General features: G+C 69.3%; 13 protein-coding genes and 1 pseudogene. 9 read left to right on the plus strand and 5 right to left on the minus strand.

What is annotated here, in order from left to right:
• The first annotated feature begins 14 nt into the window (after positions 1 to 14).
• The 6 genes and pseudogenes from AC1DYK_RS30570 (at position 15) to AC1DYK_RS30595 (ending at position 6,257) form a co-directional block, all read left to right on the plus strand.
• The gene (locus AC1DYK_RS30570) at positions 15 to 794 is read left to right on the plus strand and encodes an ABC transporter ATP-binding protein (protein WP_478169727.1); all 780 of its coding nucleotides are present in this window, start codon (positions 15 to 17) and stop codon (positions 792 to 794) included.
• Positions 787 to 1,423 (plus strand): annotated as a pseudogene (locus tag AC1DYK_RS30575) (ABC transporter permease). The gene AC1DYK_RS30570 and the pseudogene AC1DYK_RS30575 overlap by 8 nt, the downstream one beginning before the upstream one ends.
• Entirely contained in the window at positions 1,420 to 2,175 is a 756-nt protein-coding gene (locus AC1DYK_RS30580) for an ABC transporter permease (protein WP_478169728.1), read from the plus strand. Before AC1DYK_RS30575 ends, AC1DYK_RS30580 begins: the two are co-directional and overlap by 4 nt.
• 73 nt (positions 2,176 to 2,248) lie before the next feature.
• A complete protein-coding gene (locus AC1DYK_RS30585; protein WP_478169729.1) occupies positions 2,249 to 3,055 on the plus strand; it encodes a cyclase family protein in 807 nt (268 codons plus the stop codon).
• Positions 3,056 to 3,065: 10 nt separating this feature from the next.
• Positions 3,066 to 4,391, plus strand: a complete 1,326-nt coding sequence (gene fahA / locus AC1DYK_RS30590; RefSeq protein ID WP_478169730.1) for a fumarylacetoacetase — start codon at positions 3,066 to 3,068, stop codon at positions 4,389 to 4,391.
• 240 nt (positions 4,392 to 4,631) lie between these two features.
• Positions 4,632 to 6,257: a mechanosensitive ion channel family protein gene (locus tag AC1DYK_RS30595; RefSeq protein WP_478169731.1), complete on the plus strand. Its 1,626-nt coding sequence runs from the start codon at positions 4,632 to 4,634 to the stop codon at positions 6,255 to 6,257.
• A gap of 2 nt (positions 6,258 to 6,259) precedes the next feature.
• On the opposite strand, the gene AC1DYK_RS30600 is transcribed toward AC1DYK_RS30595, so the two are convergent.
• The 5 genes from AC1DYK_RS30600 to AC1DYK_RS30620 all read right to left on the minus strand — a co-directional run bounded on the left by AC1DYK_RS30600 (position 6,260) and on the right by AC1DYK_RS30620 (position 12,379).
• A complete protein-coding gene (locus AC1DYK_RS30600) occupies positions 6,260 to 6,697 on the minus strand; it encodes a MaoC family dehydratase (RefSeq protein WP_478169732.1) in 438 nt (145 codons plus the stop codon).
• A 10-nt stretch (positions 6,698 to 6,707) separates the two neighbouring features.
• Entirely contained in the window at positions 6,708 to 7,985 is a 1,278-nt protein-coding gene (gene boxA, locus AC1DYK_RS30605) for a benzoyl-CoA 2,3-epoxidase subunit BoxA (protein WP_478169733.1), read from the minus strand.
• Between the two features lie 187 nt (positions 7,986 to 8,172).
• Positions 8,173 to 9,600, minus strand: coding sequence for a benzoyl-CoA 2,3-epoxidase subunit BoxB (gene boxB, locus AC1DYK_RS30610; RefSeq protein WP_478087919.1), 1,428 nt, complete (start codon positions 9,598 to 9,600; stop codon positions 8,173 to 8,175).
• 38 nt (positions 9,601 to 9,638) lie between these two features.
• Positions 9,639 to 11,309 carry a 2,3-epoxybenzoyl-CoA dihydrolase gene (boxC, locus tag AC1DYK_RS30615; RefSeq protein ID WP_478169734.1) on the minus strand — a complete coding sequence of 557 codons (1,671 nt, stop codon included), beginning with the start codon at positions 11,307 to 11,309 and terminating at the stop codon, positions 9,639 to 9,641.
• Between the two features lie 137 nt (positions 11,310 to 11,446).
• Complete coding sequence (locus AC1DYK_RS30620) at positions 11,447 to 12,379, minus strand: helix-turn-helix transcriptional regulator (protein WP_478169735.1); 933 nt, start codon at positions 12,377 to 12,379, stop codon at positions 11,447 to 11,449.
• 165 nt (positions 12,380 to 12,544) lie between these two features.
• On the opposite strand from AC1DYK_RS30620, the gene AC1DYK_RS30625 reads away from it, so the two are divergent.
• The 3 genes from AC1DYK_RS30625 to AC1DYK_RS30635 all read left to right on the plus strand — a co-directional run bounded on the left by AC1DYK_RS30625 (position 12,545) and on the right by AC1DYK_RS30635 (position 16,272).
• On the plus strand, positions 12,545 to 13,009 hold the full coding sequence (locus AC1DYK_RS30625) for a 4-hydroxylaminobenzoate lyase (RefSeq protein ID WP_478169736.1): 465 nt from the start codon (positions 12,545 to 12,547) through the stop codon (positions 13,007 to 13,009).
• Positions 13,010 to 13,131: 122 nt separating this feature from the next.
• Positions 13,132 to 14,688 carry a 3,4-dehydroadipyl-CoA semialdehyde dehydrogenase gene (locus AC1DYK_RS30630; protein ID WP_478169737.1) on the plus strand — a complete coding sequence of 519 codons (1,557 nt, stop codon included), beginning with the start codon at positions 13,132 to 13,134 and terminating at the stop codon, positions 14,686 to 14,688.
• 36 nt (positions 14,689 to 14,724) lie between these two features.
• A complete protein-coding gene (locus AC1DYK_RS30635; protein WP_478169738.1) occupies positions 14,725 to 16,272 on the plus strand; it encodes a benzoate-CoA ligase family protein in 1,548 nt (515 codons plus the stop codon).
• The last annotated feature ends 16 nt before the right edge of the window (positions 16,273 to 16,288 follow it).

A 16,288-nucleotide genomic window follows, 5' to 3' on the forward strand; every position in this document is an offset into this window, starting at 1 on the left:
TGAACGCGCGCGCGATGCCGGCCACGGACGTCCTCTGCGTCGACCGCGTCAGCATCCGCTACGACGGCCGCGAAGTGCTGTCGCCGACCTCCTTCGAGGTGGCACGCGGCGAGTTCGTCTGCATCGTCGGCCCCAGCGGCTGCGGCAAGACCACCCTGCTGCGCGCCGCCAGCGGACTGGTCGCTGCCAGCGCCGGCGAGGTGCGGCGCAATGGCCGGCCGATGACCGGGCCGTCGCGCGAGGTGGCCTTCGTGTTCCAGGACTACGGCCGCGCGCTGCTGCCCTGGCGCACGGTGGAAGGCAACGTGAGCCTGGCCCTCGAGGCCGCCGGCGTGCCCGCGGGCCTGCGGCCGCCGCGCATCGCCGAGGCGCTGGCCAAGGTCGGCCTGGCCCGCCATGCAGGCAAGTTCCCGACGCAGTTGTCGGGCGGCATGCAGCAGCGGGCGCAGATCGCGCGCTGCCTGGCGCAGAAGCCCGAGCTGATGATGATGGACGAGCCCTTCGGCGCGCTCGACGCCCTGACCCGCCAGGGCCTGCAGGACGAGCTCGCCCGCCTGGTGCGCGAGGACGGACTCACGGTGCTCTTCGTCACCCACGACCTCGAGGAGGCGATCTATCTCGGCGACCGCGTGATCGCGCTGCAGGCCGATCCGGGCCCGGGCCGCCCGAGCATGGCGCGGATGATCGAGGTCGACATCCCGCGCCCGCGCGACCAGCTCACGACCAAGGAACACCCCGAGTTCCTGCGGCTTCGGCGCGAGCTGTTCGCCTTCATCGCGCAGAGCCATGACTGAGAGGCCCCCACGCTCGTCACTGCGTGTACTGCGGCCCTGGGTGCTGCCGGCGTTGCTGCTGGGCGCCTTCGAGTGGTATGCGCGCCGCGCCGCCGATCGGCGGGGGCATCGTGCTGGGCCTGTCGCGGCGCGCCGCCGATCTCGGCCTGCTCTCGATCGAAGTGCTGCGCCCGGTGCCCTCGGTGGCGCTGATCCCGCTGGCGATGCTGATGTTCGGCTTCGGCGTGCGCATGGAGCTGGCCATCGTCGCCTTCGCCTCCTTCTGGCCGATGCTGATCCTGGTGCAGGCGGCGGTGCGCCAGGTCGACCCGCGCCTGCTGGAGGTCAGCCGGGTGCTGGGCCTGTCGAGGCGCGACCGGGCCTGGAAGATCGTGCTGCCGGCGATCGTGCCGCGCCTGTTCGTGGCGCTGCGCCTGGGTGTGGCGGTGGCGCTGGTGGTGGCCGTGACGGTCGAGATCGCCGCCAATCCCAACGGCATGGGCTACGCGATGATGATCGCGCAACAGAGCTTCGACCCGGCGCTGATGCTGGCCTGGCTGGGTTGGATCGGGGTCGTCGGCTACGCGATCAACGCCGCGATGCAGCACCTTCAGCATCGGGTGGCGCGGCGCATGGGAGCGGCACCATGAACAGCCGCATCGGCAGTTGGATCGGCTCGGCCGGCGTGCTGGCCGCGCTGGTCGCGCTGTGGTGGACCGCCAGCAACGCCGGCTGGGTCAGCCGCGTCTTCTTGCCGACGCCCGAGGCCACGCTGGCCAGCCTCGCGGAGGGCCTGCGCAGCGATCTGCTCGACTACACGCTGGCGACGGTGCGCCGCATGCTCGAAGGCTGGCTGCTGGCCTCCCTCTTCGGCGTCGCGCTGGGTGCGGCCATCGGCGTCTCGCCGGCGGTGCGCGCCTGGGTCCAGCCGACGCTGGAGTTCATCCGCCCGCTGCCCGCTTCCGCGCTGCTGCCGCTGGCGATCTCGATCTTCGGCCTGAACCCCGGCATGGTGCTGTTCGTGGTGGCCTTCGGTGCCATGTGGCCGGTGCTGCTGGCGACCGTGCATGGCTTCGCGGCCGTCGAGCCGCGCCTGGCCGAAGTGGCGCGTTGCCTGCAGCTGCCGCGCGCCGCCTTCGTCTGGAAAATCGGCCTGCCGAATGCGCTGCCCGACATCCTGGCGGGCATGCGCCTGTCGATGACGATCTCGCTGATCGTCGCCGTGGTCGGCGAGATGATCGCCTCGCAAAGCGGGCTGGGGCAGGCCATCCTGCTCGCGGCGCGCGCCTTCCGCGCCAGCGACCTGTTCGCCGGCATCGCGTTGCTGGGCCTGATCGGCTTCGCCAGCAATGCGCTCTTGGCATTCGCAGAAAAGAAATTGCTGCGTTGGCAGCACGCTTGAGACTTTGCGGGACAGACCAGGAAACGGCGCAGCAGTCTCTTGCTCTTTCCTCAACTGACTAAAAGGAGCCCCCATGACCCGCAAGTTCGTCGACCTGTCCATCTTTCTCGAGAACGACGTGCTGTCCGATCCGCCGGCCTTCGCGCCGAAGATCCAGTACTTCACGCACGAACAGACCTACGAACAGATCGCGCCCTTCTTCCCGGGTTTGAAGAAGGAAGACCTGCCCGACGGCGAGGGCTGGGCGGTGGAGCTGGTGCAGCTGTCCACGCACAACGGCACGCACCTCGATGCGCCCTATCACTTCCACTCGACGATGGACAAGGCGCTGGGTGACAAGAAGCCCGCGATCGCGATCCACGACGTGCCGCTCGAGTGGTGCTTCCAGCCCGCCGTGAAGCTCGACTTCCGCCACTTCGAGGATGGCTACGTCGTCACGGCCGACGATGTCGAGGCCGAGCTGAAGCGCATCCGCCACACGCTCAAGCCGCTGGAGATCGTGGTGGTCAATACGCGCGCCGGCTCGCGCTACGGCCACAACGACTACGTGTCGGCCGGCGCCGGCATGGGCTACGAGGCGACGATGTACCTGCTGGAGCGCGGCGTGCGCCTCACCGGCACCGATGCCTGGAGCTGGGACGCACCCTTCGTGCATACCGCGAAGAAGTACGGCGAGACGCAGGACGCCTCGCTGATCTGGGAAGGCCACAAGGCCGGGCGCGACATCGGCTACTGCCACATCGAGAAGCTGCACAACCTCGAGGTGCTGCCGGCCGACGGCTTCTTCATCAGCTGCTTCCCGCACAAGATCCGCGGCGCCTCGGCCGGCTGGACGCGCGCGGTCGCGATCTTCGACGATGCGCTGATGGCCAGCGTTTGAGAGCGCCACCATGCCACTCGATCACACGCACGACCCCGCCGCCCGCAGCTGGCTTGCCTCGGCCCAGGCCGAGGGCTGCGACTTCCCCGTCCAGAACCTGCCGTTCGCGGTGTTCCGCGGTGCCGGCAGCAGCGAGGCCTTTCGCGGCGGAGTCGCGATCGGCGACCAGGTCATCGACCTGGCGGCGCTCGCCGAGGCCCGGACGCTCGACGGCCTGGCGCTGCAAGCCGCCCGTGCCTGCGCACAGCCCGTGCTCAACGATTTCTTCGCCCTCGGCCCCACCGCATGGCGTGCGCTGCGCCAGGCGCTGTTCGCCGCGCTGAAGGAAGGCGCTGCCGGCGCCACGGTCGACGCGGTGCGCGCCGGCCTGCGGCCCCAGTCCGGGGTCGAGTTCGCGCTGCCGGCGCGCATCGGCGACTACACCGACTTCTACACCTCGATCGACCATGCGCTGAACATCGGCCGCCTGCTCAGGCCCGACGACCCGATCACGCCGAACTTCCAGTGGATCCCGATCGCCTACCACGGCCGGGTGTCGACCCTCGGCGTCAGCGGCCAGCAGTTCCACCGGCCGATGGGGCAGACGATGGCGCCCGGCGCGCGAGCGCCGAGCTACGGCCCCTGCGCGCGGCTCGACTACGAACTCGAGCTCGGCATCTACATCGGGCAGGGCAATCCGGCGGGCGAAGCGATTCCGCTCGAGCGCGCCGAAAAACACATCTTCGGCATCTGCCTGCTCAACGACTGGTCGGCGCGCGACATCCAGTTCTGGGAGATGGCGCCGCTCGGTCCGTTCCTGGCGAAGAATTTCGCCACCACGGTCTCGCCGTGGATCGTCACGATGGAGGCGCTGGCGCCTTATCGCACGGCCTGGACGCGGCCGGCGGATCACCCGCAGCCACTGGCCTACCTCGAGGGCGCCGCCAACCGCGACAGCGGCGCGATCGACATCCGGCTCGAGGTCTGGCTGGAGAGCGAGCGCGACCGCGCCGACGGCTCCGGCCCCTCGCGCCTGTCGGGGACAAGCTTCCGCCACCAGTACTGGAGCGTCGCCCAGATGGTCGCGCACCATACGGTGGGCGGCTGCAGCCTGAACCCGGGCGACCTGTTCGGCAGCGGCACCATTTCCGGCCCGGGGCCGGGCGAGGCCGGCGCCATGATCGAGCTGACGCGCGGCGGGCAGGCGCCGATCGCGCTCGCGAACGGCGACCCGCGCGGCTTCCTGCAGGATGGCGACGCGGTGATGCTGCGCGGCTGGTGCGAGAAGCCGGGTGCGGCGCGCATCGGCTTCGGCGAGAGCCGCGGGACGGTGCTGCCGTCCCGCACGCGGGGCTGAGCCCGCTCCTTGTCGGGGCCGGCCGATCGTGGTGTACTTTCTGCCGGTTCACAAGGAGCAACCATGACGCATCGAAGCCTTGCACTTCCAATTGCCGTCTGCCTGGCAGCGGCGGCGCTCGCTGGCTGCGAGCCGAAACCGAAGGAACCCAAGGCGGCGGCGACCACAGCAGCGCCGGCCGTCCTGGCACAACTCGGGACTGCAACACTGCAGGCCCGTTGAGGCTGGCTGGCACCCGGGATGGCTCTTATTCGATTCTTCTGTTTCGTCGCCCATCTCGGGGCGCCCCTGTGCCGGGCCGTCTTGCTGCTGGCCTGGCTTCTGACCGCGGCGGCGGGCGCCGGCGCGGCCCAGGAAGCCGCGCCCACGGGCGCTGCGCTGAAGGTGTGGAATCGCCAGGTCTTCGTCTTCCACGTGCCGATGTTCGGCCTCTCGCCGCAGCAGCGCGCCCATCGCGCCGCCGAGCGCATCCGCGAGCTCCGTCTGGCAAGCCTGGGCGCGCCCGTCGAGGTCGCCAGCTTCACCCATGAAGGCGTGCCGGGCTATGCGGTGATGCTCGAAGGCGAGACCTTGTTCGCGATCTTTGCCAGCGATCTGGAGCCGGGCGATCCGGGGGTGGCGCAGGTCGCTGCGCAGGCCGCCGCGCGACTGCACGAGGCCCTGCTCGCGCGGCAGGCGCAGAGCAGCACGCGCCAGTTCGCGATCTCGCTCGGCTGGGTCGCCCTCGCCACGGCGGCCCTCGCGGCGGTGGTGTTCGCGCTGCAGCGGCTGGCCGCCGGCATCGAGGCCCGGATGCGGGCCCTGCACGCACGCGCGGCCGCACGGTCCCTGTTCGACGCGCGCCGGATCATCGTGTTGACCCTGGGCTACGCGATCCAGTGGCTCAAGATCGCATTGATGCTGATGGCGGTGTATGTCTGGCTCGCCTACGCGCTGACCCGCTTCCCCTACACCCATCCCTGGGGCGAGACGCTCGACAGCTCGCTGTTCGCGGTGGCCTCGGGGTTCGCGGTCGCGGTGCTGCACGCGCTTCCCGACCTGGCGCTGGTCGCTGCGATCTTCCTGCTGGCGCACCTGGCGGTGCGCGGCCTGCATGCGCTGTTCAATGCCGCGCACGCCAGCGGCGTGAAAGTCGCGGCGCTGCAGGCCGACACCATCGGCGCCACGCGCCGGCTGACGGTGGTGCTGGTGTGGCTGTTCGCGGCGGTGGTCGCCTATCCCTTCATCCCGGGATCCGACTCCGATGCGTTCAAGGGCCTGAGCGTGTTCTTCGGCGTGCTGGTGACGCTCGGCTCGTCCGGCGTGGTGTCGCAGATCATGTCCGGCTTCGTGCTGATCTATTCGCGGGCGCTGCAGCCCGGCGACTACGTGCAGATCGGCGAGGCCGAGGGCTACGTGATCGAGCTCGGCACGCTCTCGACCAAGCTGCGCAACCGCCTCGACCAGGAGGTCACGCTGCCCAACTCGCTGGTGGTCGCGACCCGGATCCTGAATTCGAGCGACACCAGCAGGACCAGCGGCCGCGGCATCGCGCTGTCCACCTCGGTCACGATCGGCTACGACAGCCCCTGGCGCCAGGTGCATGCCATGCTCGTGATGGCCGCCGGCCGCACCCCTGACCTGCTGGCCGATCCGCCGCCCGCGGTGCGCCAGGTGCGGCTGCAGGATTTCTACGTCGAGTACGAGCTCAACGTCTTCATGCGCGCGGGGGCGCCCAAGTACGACGTGCTCAACACGCTGCACGGCCACATCCAGGACGTCTTCAACGAGTACGGCGTGCAGATCATGTCGCCGAACTTCGTGCTCCAGCCCGCCACCCCGGTGCTGGTGGCCAAGGAGGACTGGCGCCCGCCGCCGGCGGAGTGAGATCAGGCCGGCAGCCTGAACAGGCTGGTCGCCTCGAGGTCGAGCACCGGCAACTGGCGCTGGTTGAAGAGCCGCCAGCGCCAGCGCAGGATGCCCAGCGTCGGCCGCTTCTCGGAGCGCCGCACCTCGATCACGTCGGCCTGCAGGCGCAGGCTGTCTCCCGGGCGCACCGGATTCGGCCACTTGAGGAAGGCCAGGCCCGGCGAGGCGAAGGATTCGGAGCCGGCCAGCGCCGCCTCGGTGACCAGCCGCATCGCGATCGCGCTGGTGTGCCAGCCGCTCGCGATCAGGCCGCCGAAGGGCCCCTCGGACGCCGCCTCGGCGTCGGTGTGGAACCATTGCGGGTCGAAGGCCCGCGCGAACTGCAGGACTTCCGTCTCGGTCACGAGGTACGGGCCGGCCTCGATGACGCGGCCCGCATGGAAGTCGGCGAACTTCATCAACCGTCGCTCAGTAGGTTTCCAGGTGCAGGCGGCCTTCGCGCTTGAGGCCGGCGCCCACCGTGTCCCAATCGAGTCCGGCCTCCGTCGCGACGTCGCGCAGCGCCAGCACCACGCCCTCTTCCATGCTCTTCAGGCCGCAGACGTAGAAGTGGGTCTGGCTGTCCTTGAGCAATTCGGCCAGGTCGGCGGCGCGCTCGCGCATCAGGTCCTGCACGTAGCGCTTGGGGGTTCCCGGCGTGCGCGAGAAGGCGAAATTGATGTCGATGAAGTCCTTGGGCAGCGTCTGCAGCGGACCGAAGTACGGCAGCTCCTGCTGCGTGCGGGCGCCGAAGAACAGCATCAGCTTGCCGCTCTCGAACTTGCCGCTCTTGCGCAGCCGCCGGCGCCATTCGGTCATGGCGCGCATCGGTGCGCTGCCGGTGCCGGTGCAGATCATCACGATGTGCGACTTGGGGTGGTTCGGCATCAGGAAGGAGGCGCCGAAAGGCCCGATCACCTGCACCTTGTCGCCGACCTTGAGGTCGCACACGTAGTTGCTGGCCACGCCGCGCACCGGCTTGCCCTGGTGGTCCTCCAGCACGCGCTTCACGGTCAGCGAGATGTTGTTGTAACCCGGCCGTTCGCCGTTGCGCGGACTCGCGATGGAGTACTGGCGCGCGAAGTGCGCCTTGCCGTTGGCATCGGTGCCGGGCGGGATGACGCCGATCGACTGGCCCTCGAGCACCGGGAACGGCATGGCGCCGAAGTCGAGCACGATGTGGTGGGTCTGGTTCTCGTAGCCGGCTTCGGTGCAGTTGAAGTTGCCCACCACGGTGGCGGTGGTCGGATTCTTCGGCGGATGCAGGTTGGTGTAGGCGTGCGCGGCCGACCAGGGCGGCACGGTGGCGCCGTACTGCGCCGAATCGAAAGCCACTTCGCCGGGCGCCGCGGGCGGCTGCGGCGGCGCGGCCGGCACCTGCAGCAGCGCCTCCTGAGGCGCACCGACGCCTTCGGCCTCGAGCTGCTCGGGCGTGAGTTCGGCCGGCAGTTCGTCCCAGGTCAGCTGCTCCTCGATCGAGTAGGCGCGCACCAGGGGCATGGTGCGCCAGTTGTCGATCGAGCCGGTCGGGCACGGCGAGATGCAGGCCATGCAGCCGTTGCAGACATCGGCACGAACGACGTAGTTGCGGTCGTCGTGCGTGATCGCATCGACCGGGCAGGTGGCTTCGCAGGTGTTGCAGCGAATGCAGATCTCGGGGTCGATCAGGTGCTGCCTGATCACAGAAACATCGACTGCCATGTCCATCGTGGGTCTCCTCTATCTTCCAGACGGTCCATACCGTTCAGGGTACTCGTACCGCCCCGGCCGCGCATAGCGCAGGCCCCTTCGCGAAACACCGCGGAACTGGCTTGGCCAGGCCGCTGGTGTTGCCCCCGGCAGGGGGTGGGCGCCCGGACACGAAGTGCCGGGCAACCTGGGGGCGAGCAACAGTTCAGCCGAAGCGGACGTATTCGAAATCGACCGGCTGGCGGTTGATGCCCATCACCGGCGGCGCGATCCAGCCGGCGAACTTGCCCGGGTCGACCACGCGGCCCATCAACGATGCCACGAAAGCAAAGTCATCAGGCGTCGGCAGCCATTCGCCCTTCTTCGCGGCCCATTCGGCCTCGCTCACCACCCGGCCGTCCGGCGACATCTTGATGCCGGCCAGCGCGCCGATCTGGCGGTTGAATGCCTTGTGCGGCACGGTCAGGCGGGTCGGGATGCCGGCCTTCTCGAGCACCTTGTTCCAGCGCTGCACGCCGGCCACCGAGTCCTTGATGAAGTCGTCGCGCAGCACTTCGTTGAGCGCGTTGAGCATCGGCACGTCCTTCTCGACGAGCTGGCCGTTCACCACCTCGAGCACCTTGTAGGTCTGGCCCTTGAGCACGTGGTCGTCGGTGCGCTTGCCTTCTTCGTAGCGGCCCTTCAGGCCCGAGCTGTAGAAGATGGCGGCATTGCTCGACTGGTCGGCGCCGAACAGGTCGATGGTCACGCTGTAGTGGAAGTTCAGGTAGCGCTGGATCGTGCCCAGGTCGATGGCGCCGGCCGCGCGCACCTTCTGCGGGTCGTCGGTCTTGAGCTCATTCATGACCTGCGCGGTGCGCTGCAGCACGCGCGACACGCCGCTCTCGCCCACGAACATATGGTGCGCTTCTTCGGTCAGCATGAACTTGGTGGTGCGCGCCAGCGGATCGAAGGCGCTCTCGGCCAGCGCCGACAGCTGGAACTTGCCGTCGCGGTCGGTGAAGTAGGTGAACATGAAGAACGCCAGCCAGTCGGGCGTCTTCTCGTTGAAGGCGCCCAGGATGCGCGGGTTGTTCGCATCGCCGGACTGGCGCTGCAGCAGCGCCTCGGCCTCTTCGCGGCCGTCGCGGCCGAAGTGCTTGTGCAGCAGGTAGACCATGGCCCACAGGTGGCGACCCTCTTCCACGTTGATCTGGTAGAGGTTGCGCAGGTCGTACATGCTGGGCGCGGTCAGGCCCAGGTGGCGCTGCTGCTCGACCGAGGCCGGCTCGGTATCGCCCTGCGTCACGATGATGCGGCGCAGGTTGGCGCGGTGCTCGCCGGGCACGTCCTGCCAGGCCTTCTCGCCCTTGTGGTCGCCGAAGTGGATCTCGCGGTTGGCGTCGCCCGGGTTCAGGAAGATGCCCCAGCGGTAGTCGCGCATCTTCACGTGGCCGAACTGGGCCCAGCCCTGCGGGTCGACGCTGACCGCGGTGCGCAGGTAGACCTCGTAGGCGGTCGAGCCGTCCGGGCCGACGTCGTCCCACCAGTTGACGAAGTTGGGCTGCCAGCCTTCGAGCGCGCGCTGCAGGGTGCGGTCTTCGCCGAGGTTGACGTTGTTGGGGATCTTTTCGCTGTAGTTGACCGTGCTCATGGCGTGCTTCCTTTGGGAGTTCGTTGTGGACGGATGGATCAGACGCGGTTCAAGTCGAAGCCGGCCTTCTCGCCGGTGCCGTAGACCTTCAGTGCGCCCTTGGCGCCGACCGCGTTGGGGCGGTTGAAGATCCAGTTCTGCCAGGCGGTGAGCCGGCCGAAGATGCGGGTGTTCATGTTCTCCTTGCTGGCGAAGCGCAGGTTGGCTTCGAGGCCGGTCAGCGCGTCGGGCGACATCGCGGCGCGTTCCTCGATCGCCATGCGGATCTCGTCGTTCCAGTCGATGTCGTCGGGCGCCATCGTGACCAGGCCGAGCTGGAGCGCTTCGTCGGCGTCGAGGGCCTTGCCGGCAGCGCCGCGGGCGGCTTCCATCGGCGCGCTTTCCTCATAGAAGCGGCGCTGCAGGCGGCTCTGGTCGTTGACCATCGGGAAGAAACCGAAGTTGAGTTCGTCGAGCGTCAGCTTGGGCGCCTTGTCGGCGTCGTCGGGCAGGGCCAGCATGTAGGCGCGGTCGGCCGCGAAAGCCAGTTCCGCCAGGAGGCCGGCGAAGCACGAGCCCGATTCGATCAGCGCGAACAGGCTGCGCGACGAAACGTCGAGCCGGGCCAGCGTGCGGCGCAGCGCGCCCAGCGTTTCGCGCACCAGCCAGTGGTCCTTGTTCGCGAGCATGGTGGCGTCGCTGGCCAGCACGGCCTGGGCATCGCCCTCGGTCTTGAGCAGCCAGGTGCCGATGTCGAGCTCGTTGGTGCGCAGATTGAGGATCGCGTCGTCGAGCTGGCGCGCCATTGCGAGCGGCCACCAGCCGGCGCCGGCGGCTTCGATCGCGCCGATGTCGGCCGGTTGCGCACCCTTCGGCGCCTTGACCGTCAGGGTCGCGGTGCGGCGGGCGCGGTCGATCTCGACCGTGACGTGCTCGTAGCGCAGGCTGTCGGCGCCGTCCTCGCGCTCGAGGCGTGCCAGGCTGACGCCCTTGCCTTCGGACGGGCGGAGGCTGCCTTCGGCCAGCTTGGCGGCGCGCTCCTGCACCGCGGCGCCGAACTGGGCCGGCTTGGCGATCGCATCGACCAGGCGCCACTCGACCGCGCGCTGGCCGCGAACGCCTTCGACGCTGGTGCAGAAGATGTCGGCCAGGTCATGGCGCACGCGGCGCTTGTCGGTCACGCGGGTCAGGCCGCCGGTGCCGGGCAGCACGCCGAGCAGCGGCACTTCGGGCAGCGAGACCGAGGAGGAACGGTCGTCGACCAGAAGGATCTCGTCGCACGCCAGGGCCAGCTCGTAGCCGCCGCCGGCACAGGCGCCGTTGACCGCCGCGAGAAACTTCAGGCCCGAATGCTTCGACGAGTCCTCGATGCCGTTGCGGGTCTCGTTGGTGAACTTGCAGAAGTTCACCTTCCAGGCATGGCTCGAGACGCCGAGCATGAAGATGTTGGCGCCCGAGCAGAAGATGCGGTCCTTGCCGCTGGTGACGATCACCGAGCGCACCTGGGGATGCTCGAAACGCACGCGGTTCAGCGCGTCGTTGAGTTCGATGTCGACGCCCAGGTCGTAACTGTTGAGCTTGAGCTTGTAGCCCGGGCGGATGCCACCGTCTTCCGCGATGTCGAGCGACAGGCGGGCCACCGGGCCCTCGACACTCAATGTCCAGTGGCGGTACTGCGTGGGATCGGTGCGGTAATCCACGCGGGCGGGGTGAGCGGCAGTGTCGGTCATGTCGAGGTCTCCTGTGGGGTTCGGGGGCGCCGAGGAATAATAATGCAGTTTTCGATCGCCGGGACATGCATCATGCTGCATGTTTACGGGCGCGTCAACACCGGAATGACTTTTTTACAGGTCCTGCGGCGCCGGACTCAGACTTCCTGCGCCATGGCCTCGCGCACGGCCGTGCGCAGCAGCTGGAAGCTGTCGGCCAGGCCGCGCCCGCTGGTGTCCACGCTGAGGTCGGCCTTCGAATAGAAGGCTGCGCGGCCGCTCAGGATGCGGCGCAGATCGTCCATCGCCTCCTTGCTGGCGGCCATCGGGCGGGTGTCGCCCTGGGCGGCCACCCGGCCCATGTGTTCCTCGGGTGCGGCCTGCAGCCAGACCGTGGTGCAGTGCGCCAGCAGCTGGTTGAAGGTGGCCGGATCGGAGACGATGCCGCCGGGCGTGGCGATCACCACCTCGCTGTAGATCTGCACCGTTTCCTCGAGCGCGCGCCGCTCGTAGCGGCGGTAGGCGTTGGTGCCGTAGAGGTCGTGGATCTCGCGCACGCTGCAGCCGGCGAACTTCTCGATTTCGCGGCTCAGCTCGACGAAAGGCACTTCGAGGTCGTCCGCGAGCATCTGGCCCAGGGTGGACTTGCCCGCCCCGCGCAGCCCGACCAGCGCGATGCGCCGGTGCCGCGCCGGGTCGCCGGCCGCGGTGCCGAGCAGTTCGCCCAGCGCGATGCGGGCGCGGCGCAGGTCGGCCTCGCCGCGGTCCTCGAGCAGCTCGCGGATCAGCAGCCATTCGGGCGAGGTGGTGGTCACGTCGCCGACCAGCTCGGCCAGCGAGCACTGGAGCGCGGTCGCCACCTGCTGCAGCACCAGGATCGAGGCATTGCCGATGCCGTATTCAAGATTGGCGAGATGGCGTTCCGAGACCTCGGCCGCCTGCGCCACGGCCTTGCGCGTCAGTCCGCGGCGGGCGCGCAGGTTGCGTACGCGCTCGCCCAGCGCCGCCAGCAGCGGGTTCTTGGCCTCCTCGGCCGGCGGGGTCGCCTCATGGGGCACGGTCAATACCGCGTCGACTGCTCGCTCGTTCATGGCTCTTTCTCGTTGTCCTCGATGGCCCGCAACTCAGGGTTAACGCGCACTCATGCACTATATTGCTTGACACTCACTGTGTCGGTGCTTATGGTTCGTGTACAGGCAAGATACTGCACGAAAGCATTTGCCGCAAGTTGTTCCCCACGCACGAAGAAATATCCCATGTCCAAGCAAGCCTTCCACCAGCGCGTCGCCGACCTGGCGTCGCAGATCGCCGGCCGGCCGCTCGACGACGCGCTCGACCGCTGGCTCAACAGCCAGCACGGCGCCGGCAGCCCCACCTTCGAAGGCCTCAAGCAGGCCTGCGTCGAGGGCGTGGCCCAAGGCTGGCTGTGCGAGCGCGAGGGCGGCGGCATCCGCTATGGACGGGTGTTCAAGGCCGAGGACGCGCTGGGCCGCTTTTCGGTCGACGTGGTCGACATGCGGGACATCGCCGGGCCGCACCACACGCATCCGAATGGCGAGATCGATTTGATCATGCCGCTGGAAGGCGATGCGACCTTCGACGGCCGGCCGGCCGGCTGGTGCGTCTATCCGCCCGGGAGCGCCCATCACCCCACGGTCGCACAAGGGCGCGCGCTGGTTCTTTATCTCCTGCCCGAAGGGCAAATCCAGTTCAGTAAATGACCTACACCCCCAGGTTGGCTCACTGCGTGTAGCCGCCCACCCCCTTGCAGGGGGCAACGCCAGCGGCCCGGCGAAGCCGGTTCCGCGGCGTTTCCCGAACAGACGATTGGAATCAACCGCAAATGACCGAACTTCTCCCCAACTTTGTCGCCGGACGCTGGCAGGCCGGCAGCGGCGCCGGCACGGCGCTCGTCGATCCGGTGCTCGGCACCGAGCTGGCGCGGGTCGACGCGACCGGGCTCGACCTCCCCGGCGCCTTCCGCTTCGCCCGTGAAACGGGCGGCGCGGCGCTGCGCGCCCTGACCTACCGCGAGCGCGCCGGCTTGCTGGCCGCGATCGTGAAGGTCCTGCAAGCCCACCGCGACGCCTATTACGAGATCGCCACCGCCAACTCGGGCACGGTGAAGAACGACTCGGCAGTCGACATCGACGGCGCGATCTTCACCGTGGGGCAGTACGCCAAGTGGGGCGACGCGCTCGGCGACGTCCGCGCGCTGCGCGACGGCGAGGCGGTCAAGCTCGGCAAGGAGCCGCTGTTCCAGTCGCAGCACCTGCAGGTGCCCACGCGCGGCGTGGCGCTGTTCATCAACGCCTTCAACTTCCCGTCCTGGGGCCTGTGGGAGAAGGCCGCGCCGGCGCTGCTCTCGGGCGTGCCGGTGATCGTGAAGCCCGCGACCTCCACCGCCTGGCTCACGCAGCGGATGGTGCGCGACGTGGTCGAGGCCGGGGTGCTGCCGGCCGGCGCGCTGTCGGTGGTCTGCGGCAGCTCGGCCGGGCTGATGGACCAGTTGGAACCCTTCGACGTGGTCTCGTTCACCGGCTCGGCCGAAACCGGCGCCGTGATCCGCTCGCACCCGGCGGTGGCGCAGCGTTCGGCGCGCGTCAACATCGAGGCCGACAGCCTGAATTCCGCCCTGCTGCTGCCGGATGCGGCGCCGGGCTCCGACGCCTTCAACCTGCTGGTGCGCGAAGTGGTGCGCGAGATGACCGTGAAGTCGGGCCAGAAATGCACCGCCATCCGCCGCATCCTGGTGCCCGCCGCGGTCTACGACGCCGCGGCGCAAGCCATCGGCGCCAAGCTGGCCGGCATCACCGTCGGCAATCCGCGCAGCGAGGGCGTGCGCATGGGGTCGCTCGTGAGCCGCGCCCAGCTGGCCGCGGTGCGCGAAGGGCTGGAAGCGCTCAAGGCGCAGGCCGGCGTGCTGCACGATGGCAGCGCCGCGCCGCTGGTCGACGCCGACCCGGCCGTCGCCGCCTGCATCGGCCCGGTGCTGCTGGGCGCGCGCGATGCCGACGCGGCCGACCGCGTGCACGAGGTCGAGGTCTTCGGCCCGGTCGCCACGCTGCTGCCCTACCGCGACCTCGACCATGCGATTGCGCTCGCGCATCGCGGCCAGGGCTCGCTGGTGACCTCGCTCTACGGCGCCGACGATGCCGAGCTGGGCCGGGTTGCGGTGCAGGTCGCCGCCAGCCACGGCCGCGTGCACGTGATCACGCCCGAGGTGGCGCAGGCCCAGACCGGCCACGGCAACGTGATGCCGATGTCGCTGCACGGCGGCCCCGGCCGCGCCGGCGGCGGCGCCGAGCTGGGCGGCCTGCGGGCGCTGGGCTTCTATCACCGCAGGAGCGCCGTGCAGGCCAGCCCCGGCGTGCTGGCGCAGCTCGGGCTTCAGCAGTAGGCCGCAGCCGCAGACAAGGACCGAAGGAGACACACGATGAACCTGCCCGACACATTCAACTTCGCCGAACACCTGTTCGCGCTGAACCGCGGCCGCGCCCAGAAGATCGCCTATGTCGACGACCGCGGGGCGCTCGGCTACGGCCAGCTCGAAGACCGCGCGCGCCGGCTCGCCGCCGCCCTGCTGGCGAGCGGCGCGCGGCGCGAGGAGCGCGCGCTGCTGCTGATGCTCGACGGCAGCGACTGGCCCGTGAGCTTCCTCGGCTGCCTCTATGCCGGCGTGGTGCCGGTGGCGGTGAACACGCTGCTCACGGCCGACGACTACGCCTACATGCTCGACCACAGCGGCGCCACCACCGCGCTGGTGTCGGGCGCGCTGCTGCCGGTGCTGCAGGAGGCGATGGCGAAGGGACCGAACGCGCTGCGCACCTTGTTCGTGTCGCAGCCCGACGGCCCGCTGCCCGAGGGCGCGCGGAATTTCGACTCCGCGATCGCCGCCAGCGAACCGCTCGCGGCACCGGCGGCCACCGGTCCGCAGGACCACGCCTTCTGGCTCTATTCCTCCGGCTCCACCGGCAAGCCCAAGGGCACGGTGCACACGCACGCCAACCCCTGGTGGACCGCCGAGCTCTACGGCAAGCCGGTGCTCGGCCTGACCGAAAACGACATCTGCTTCTCGGCCGCGAAGATGTACTTCGCCTACGGTCTCGGCAACGCGCTGACTTTCCCGCTGTCGGTCGGCGCCACCGTGCTGCTGATGGCCGAGCGCCCCACGCCCGACGCCACCTTCAAGCGCTGGACCGGCGCCCACAAGCCGACCGTGTTCTTCGGCGCGCCGACCGGCTTCGCCGGCATGCTCGCCTCGCCCCGCCTGCCGGCGCGCGAGGCGGTCGCGCTGCGCATGTGCTCCTCGGCCGGCGAGGCGCTGCCGGGCGAGATCGCGCAGCGCTTCCAGCAGCACTTCGGCTGCGAGATCGTCGACGGCATCGGCTCGACCGAGATGCTGCACATCTTCATCTCCAACCGGCCGGGCGACATCCGCTACGGCACCACCGGCCGCCCGGTCGAGGGCTACGAGATCGAGCTGCGCGGCGAGGACGGCCGGCCGGTGCCGGTCGGCGAGGTCGGTGACCTCTACATCAAGGGCCCGAGCACCGCGCTGATGTACTGGGGCAACCCGGAGAAGACCCGCGAGACCTTCCGCGACGGCTGGACCAAGAGCGGCGACAAGTACTCGCGCGATGCCGACGGCTACTACACCTACGCGGGCCGCAGCGACGACATGCTGAAGGTCAGCGGCATCTATGTCTCGCCCTTCGAGGTCGAGGCCACGCTGATGCAGCACCCGGCGGTGCTCGAGGCCGCGGTGATCGGCAAGGAGGACGCCGACGGGCTCACGAAGACCAAGGCCTTCGTGGTGCGCAAGGACGGCCAGTCGGTCAGCGACGACGAACTCAAGGCCTTCGTGAAGGAACGCCTGGCGCCCTACAAGTACCCGCGCTTCATCGAGTTCGTGGAGGAACTTCCAAAAACCGCCACCGGAAAAATCCAGCGATTCCGTCTTCGCGAGCGGGAGAAGAAATGACCCCCACGTTCGGCAC

It is taken from the genome of Variovorax sp. P2_H12 (assembly GCF_056403395.1).

What these genes read in the sequence shown, in the direction of transcription:
- AC1DYK_RS30570 (WP_478169727.1), top strand. Translation starts at nt 15, where the DNA reads ATGCCGGCCACGGACGTCCTCTGCGTCGACCGCGTCAGCATCCGCTAC.
- AC1DYK_RS30580 (WP_478169728.1), top strand. Translation starts at nt 1,420, where the DNA reads ATGAACAGCCGCATCGGCAGTTGGATCGGCTCGGCCGGCGTGCTGGCC.
- AC1DYK_RS30585 (WP_478169729.1), top strand. Translation starts at nt 2,249, where the DNA reads ATGACCCGCAAGTTCGTCGACCTGTCCATCTTTCTCGAGAACGACGTG.
- fahA (WP_478169730.1), top strand. Translation starts at nt 3,066, where the DNA reads ATGCCACTCGATCACACGCACGACCCCGCCGCCCGCAGCTGGCTTGCC.
- AC1DYK_RS30595 (WP_478169731.1), top strand. Translation starts at nt 4,632, where the DNA reads ATGGCTCTTATTCGATTCTTCTGTTTCGTCGCCCATCTCGGGGCGCCC.
- AC1DYK_RS30600 (WP_478169732.1), bottom strand. Translation starts at nt 6,697, where the DNA reads ATGAAGTTCGCCGACTTCCATGCGGGCCGCGTCATCGAGGCCGGCCCG.
- boxA (WP_478169733.1), bottom strand. Translation starts at nt 7,985, where the DNA reads ATGGACATGGCAGTCGATGTTTCTGTGATCAGGCAGCACCTGATCGAC.
- boxB (WP_478087919.1), bottom strand. Translation starts at nt 9,600, where the DNA reads ATGAGCACGGTCAACTACAGCGAAAAGATCCCCAACAACGTCAACCTC.
- boxC (WP_478169734.1), bottom strand. Translation starts at nt 11,309, where the DNA reads ATGACCGACACTGCCGCTCACCCCGCCCGCGTGGATTACCGCACCGAT.
- AC1DYK_RS30620 (WP_478169735.1), bottom strand. Translation starts at nt 12,379, where the DNA reads ATGAACGAGCGAGCAGTCGACGCGGTATTGACCGTGCCCCATGAGGCG.
- AC1DYK_RS30625 (WP_478169736.1), top strand. Translation starts at nt 12,545, where the DNA reads ATGTCCAAGCAAGCCTTCCACCAGCGCGTCGCCGACCTGGCGTCGCAG.
- AC1DYK_RS30630 (WP_478169737.1), top strand. Translation starts at nt 13,132, where the DNA reads ATGACCGAACTTCTCCCCAACTTTGTCGCCGGACGCTGGCAGGCCGGC.
- AC1DYK_RS30635 (WP_478169738.1), top strand. Translation starts at nt 14,725, where the DNA reads ATGAACCTGCCCGACACATTCAACTTCGCCGAACACCTGTTCGCGCTG.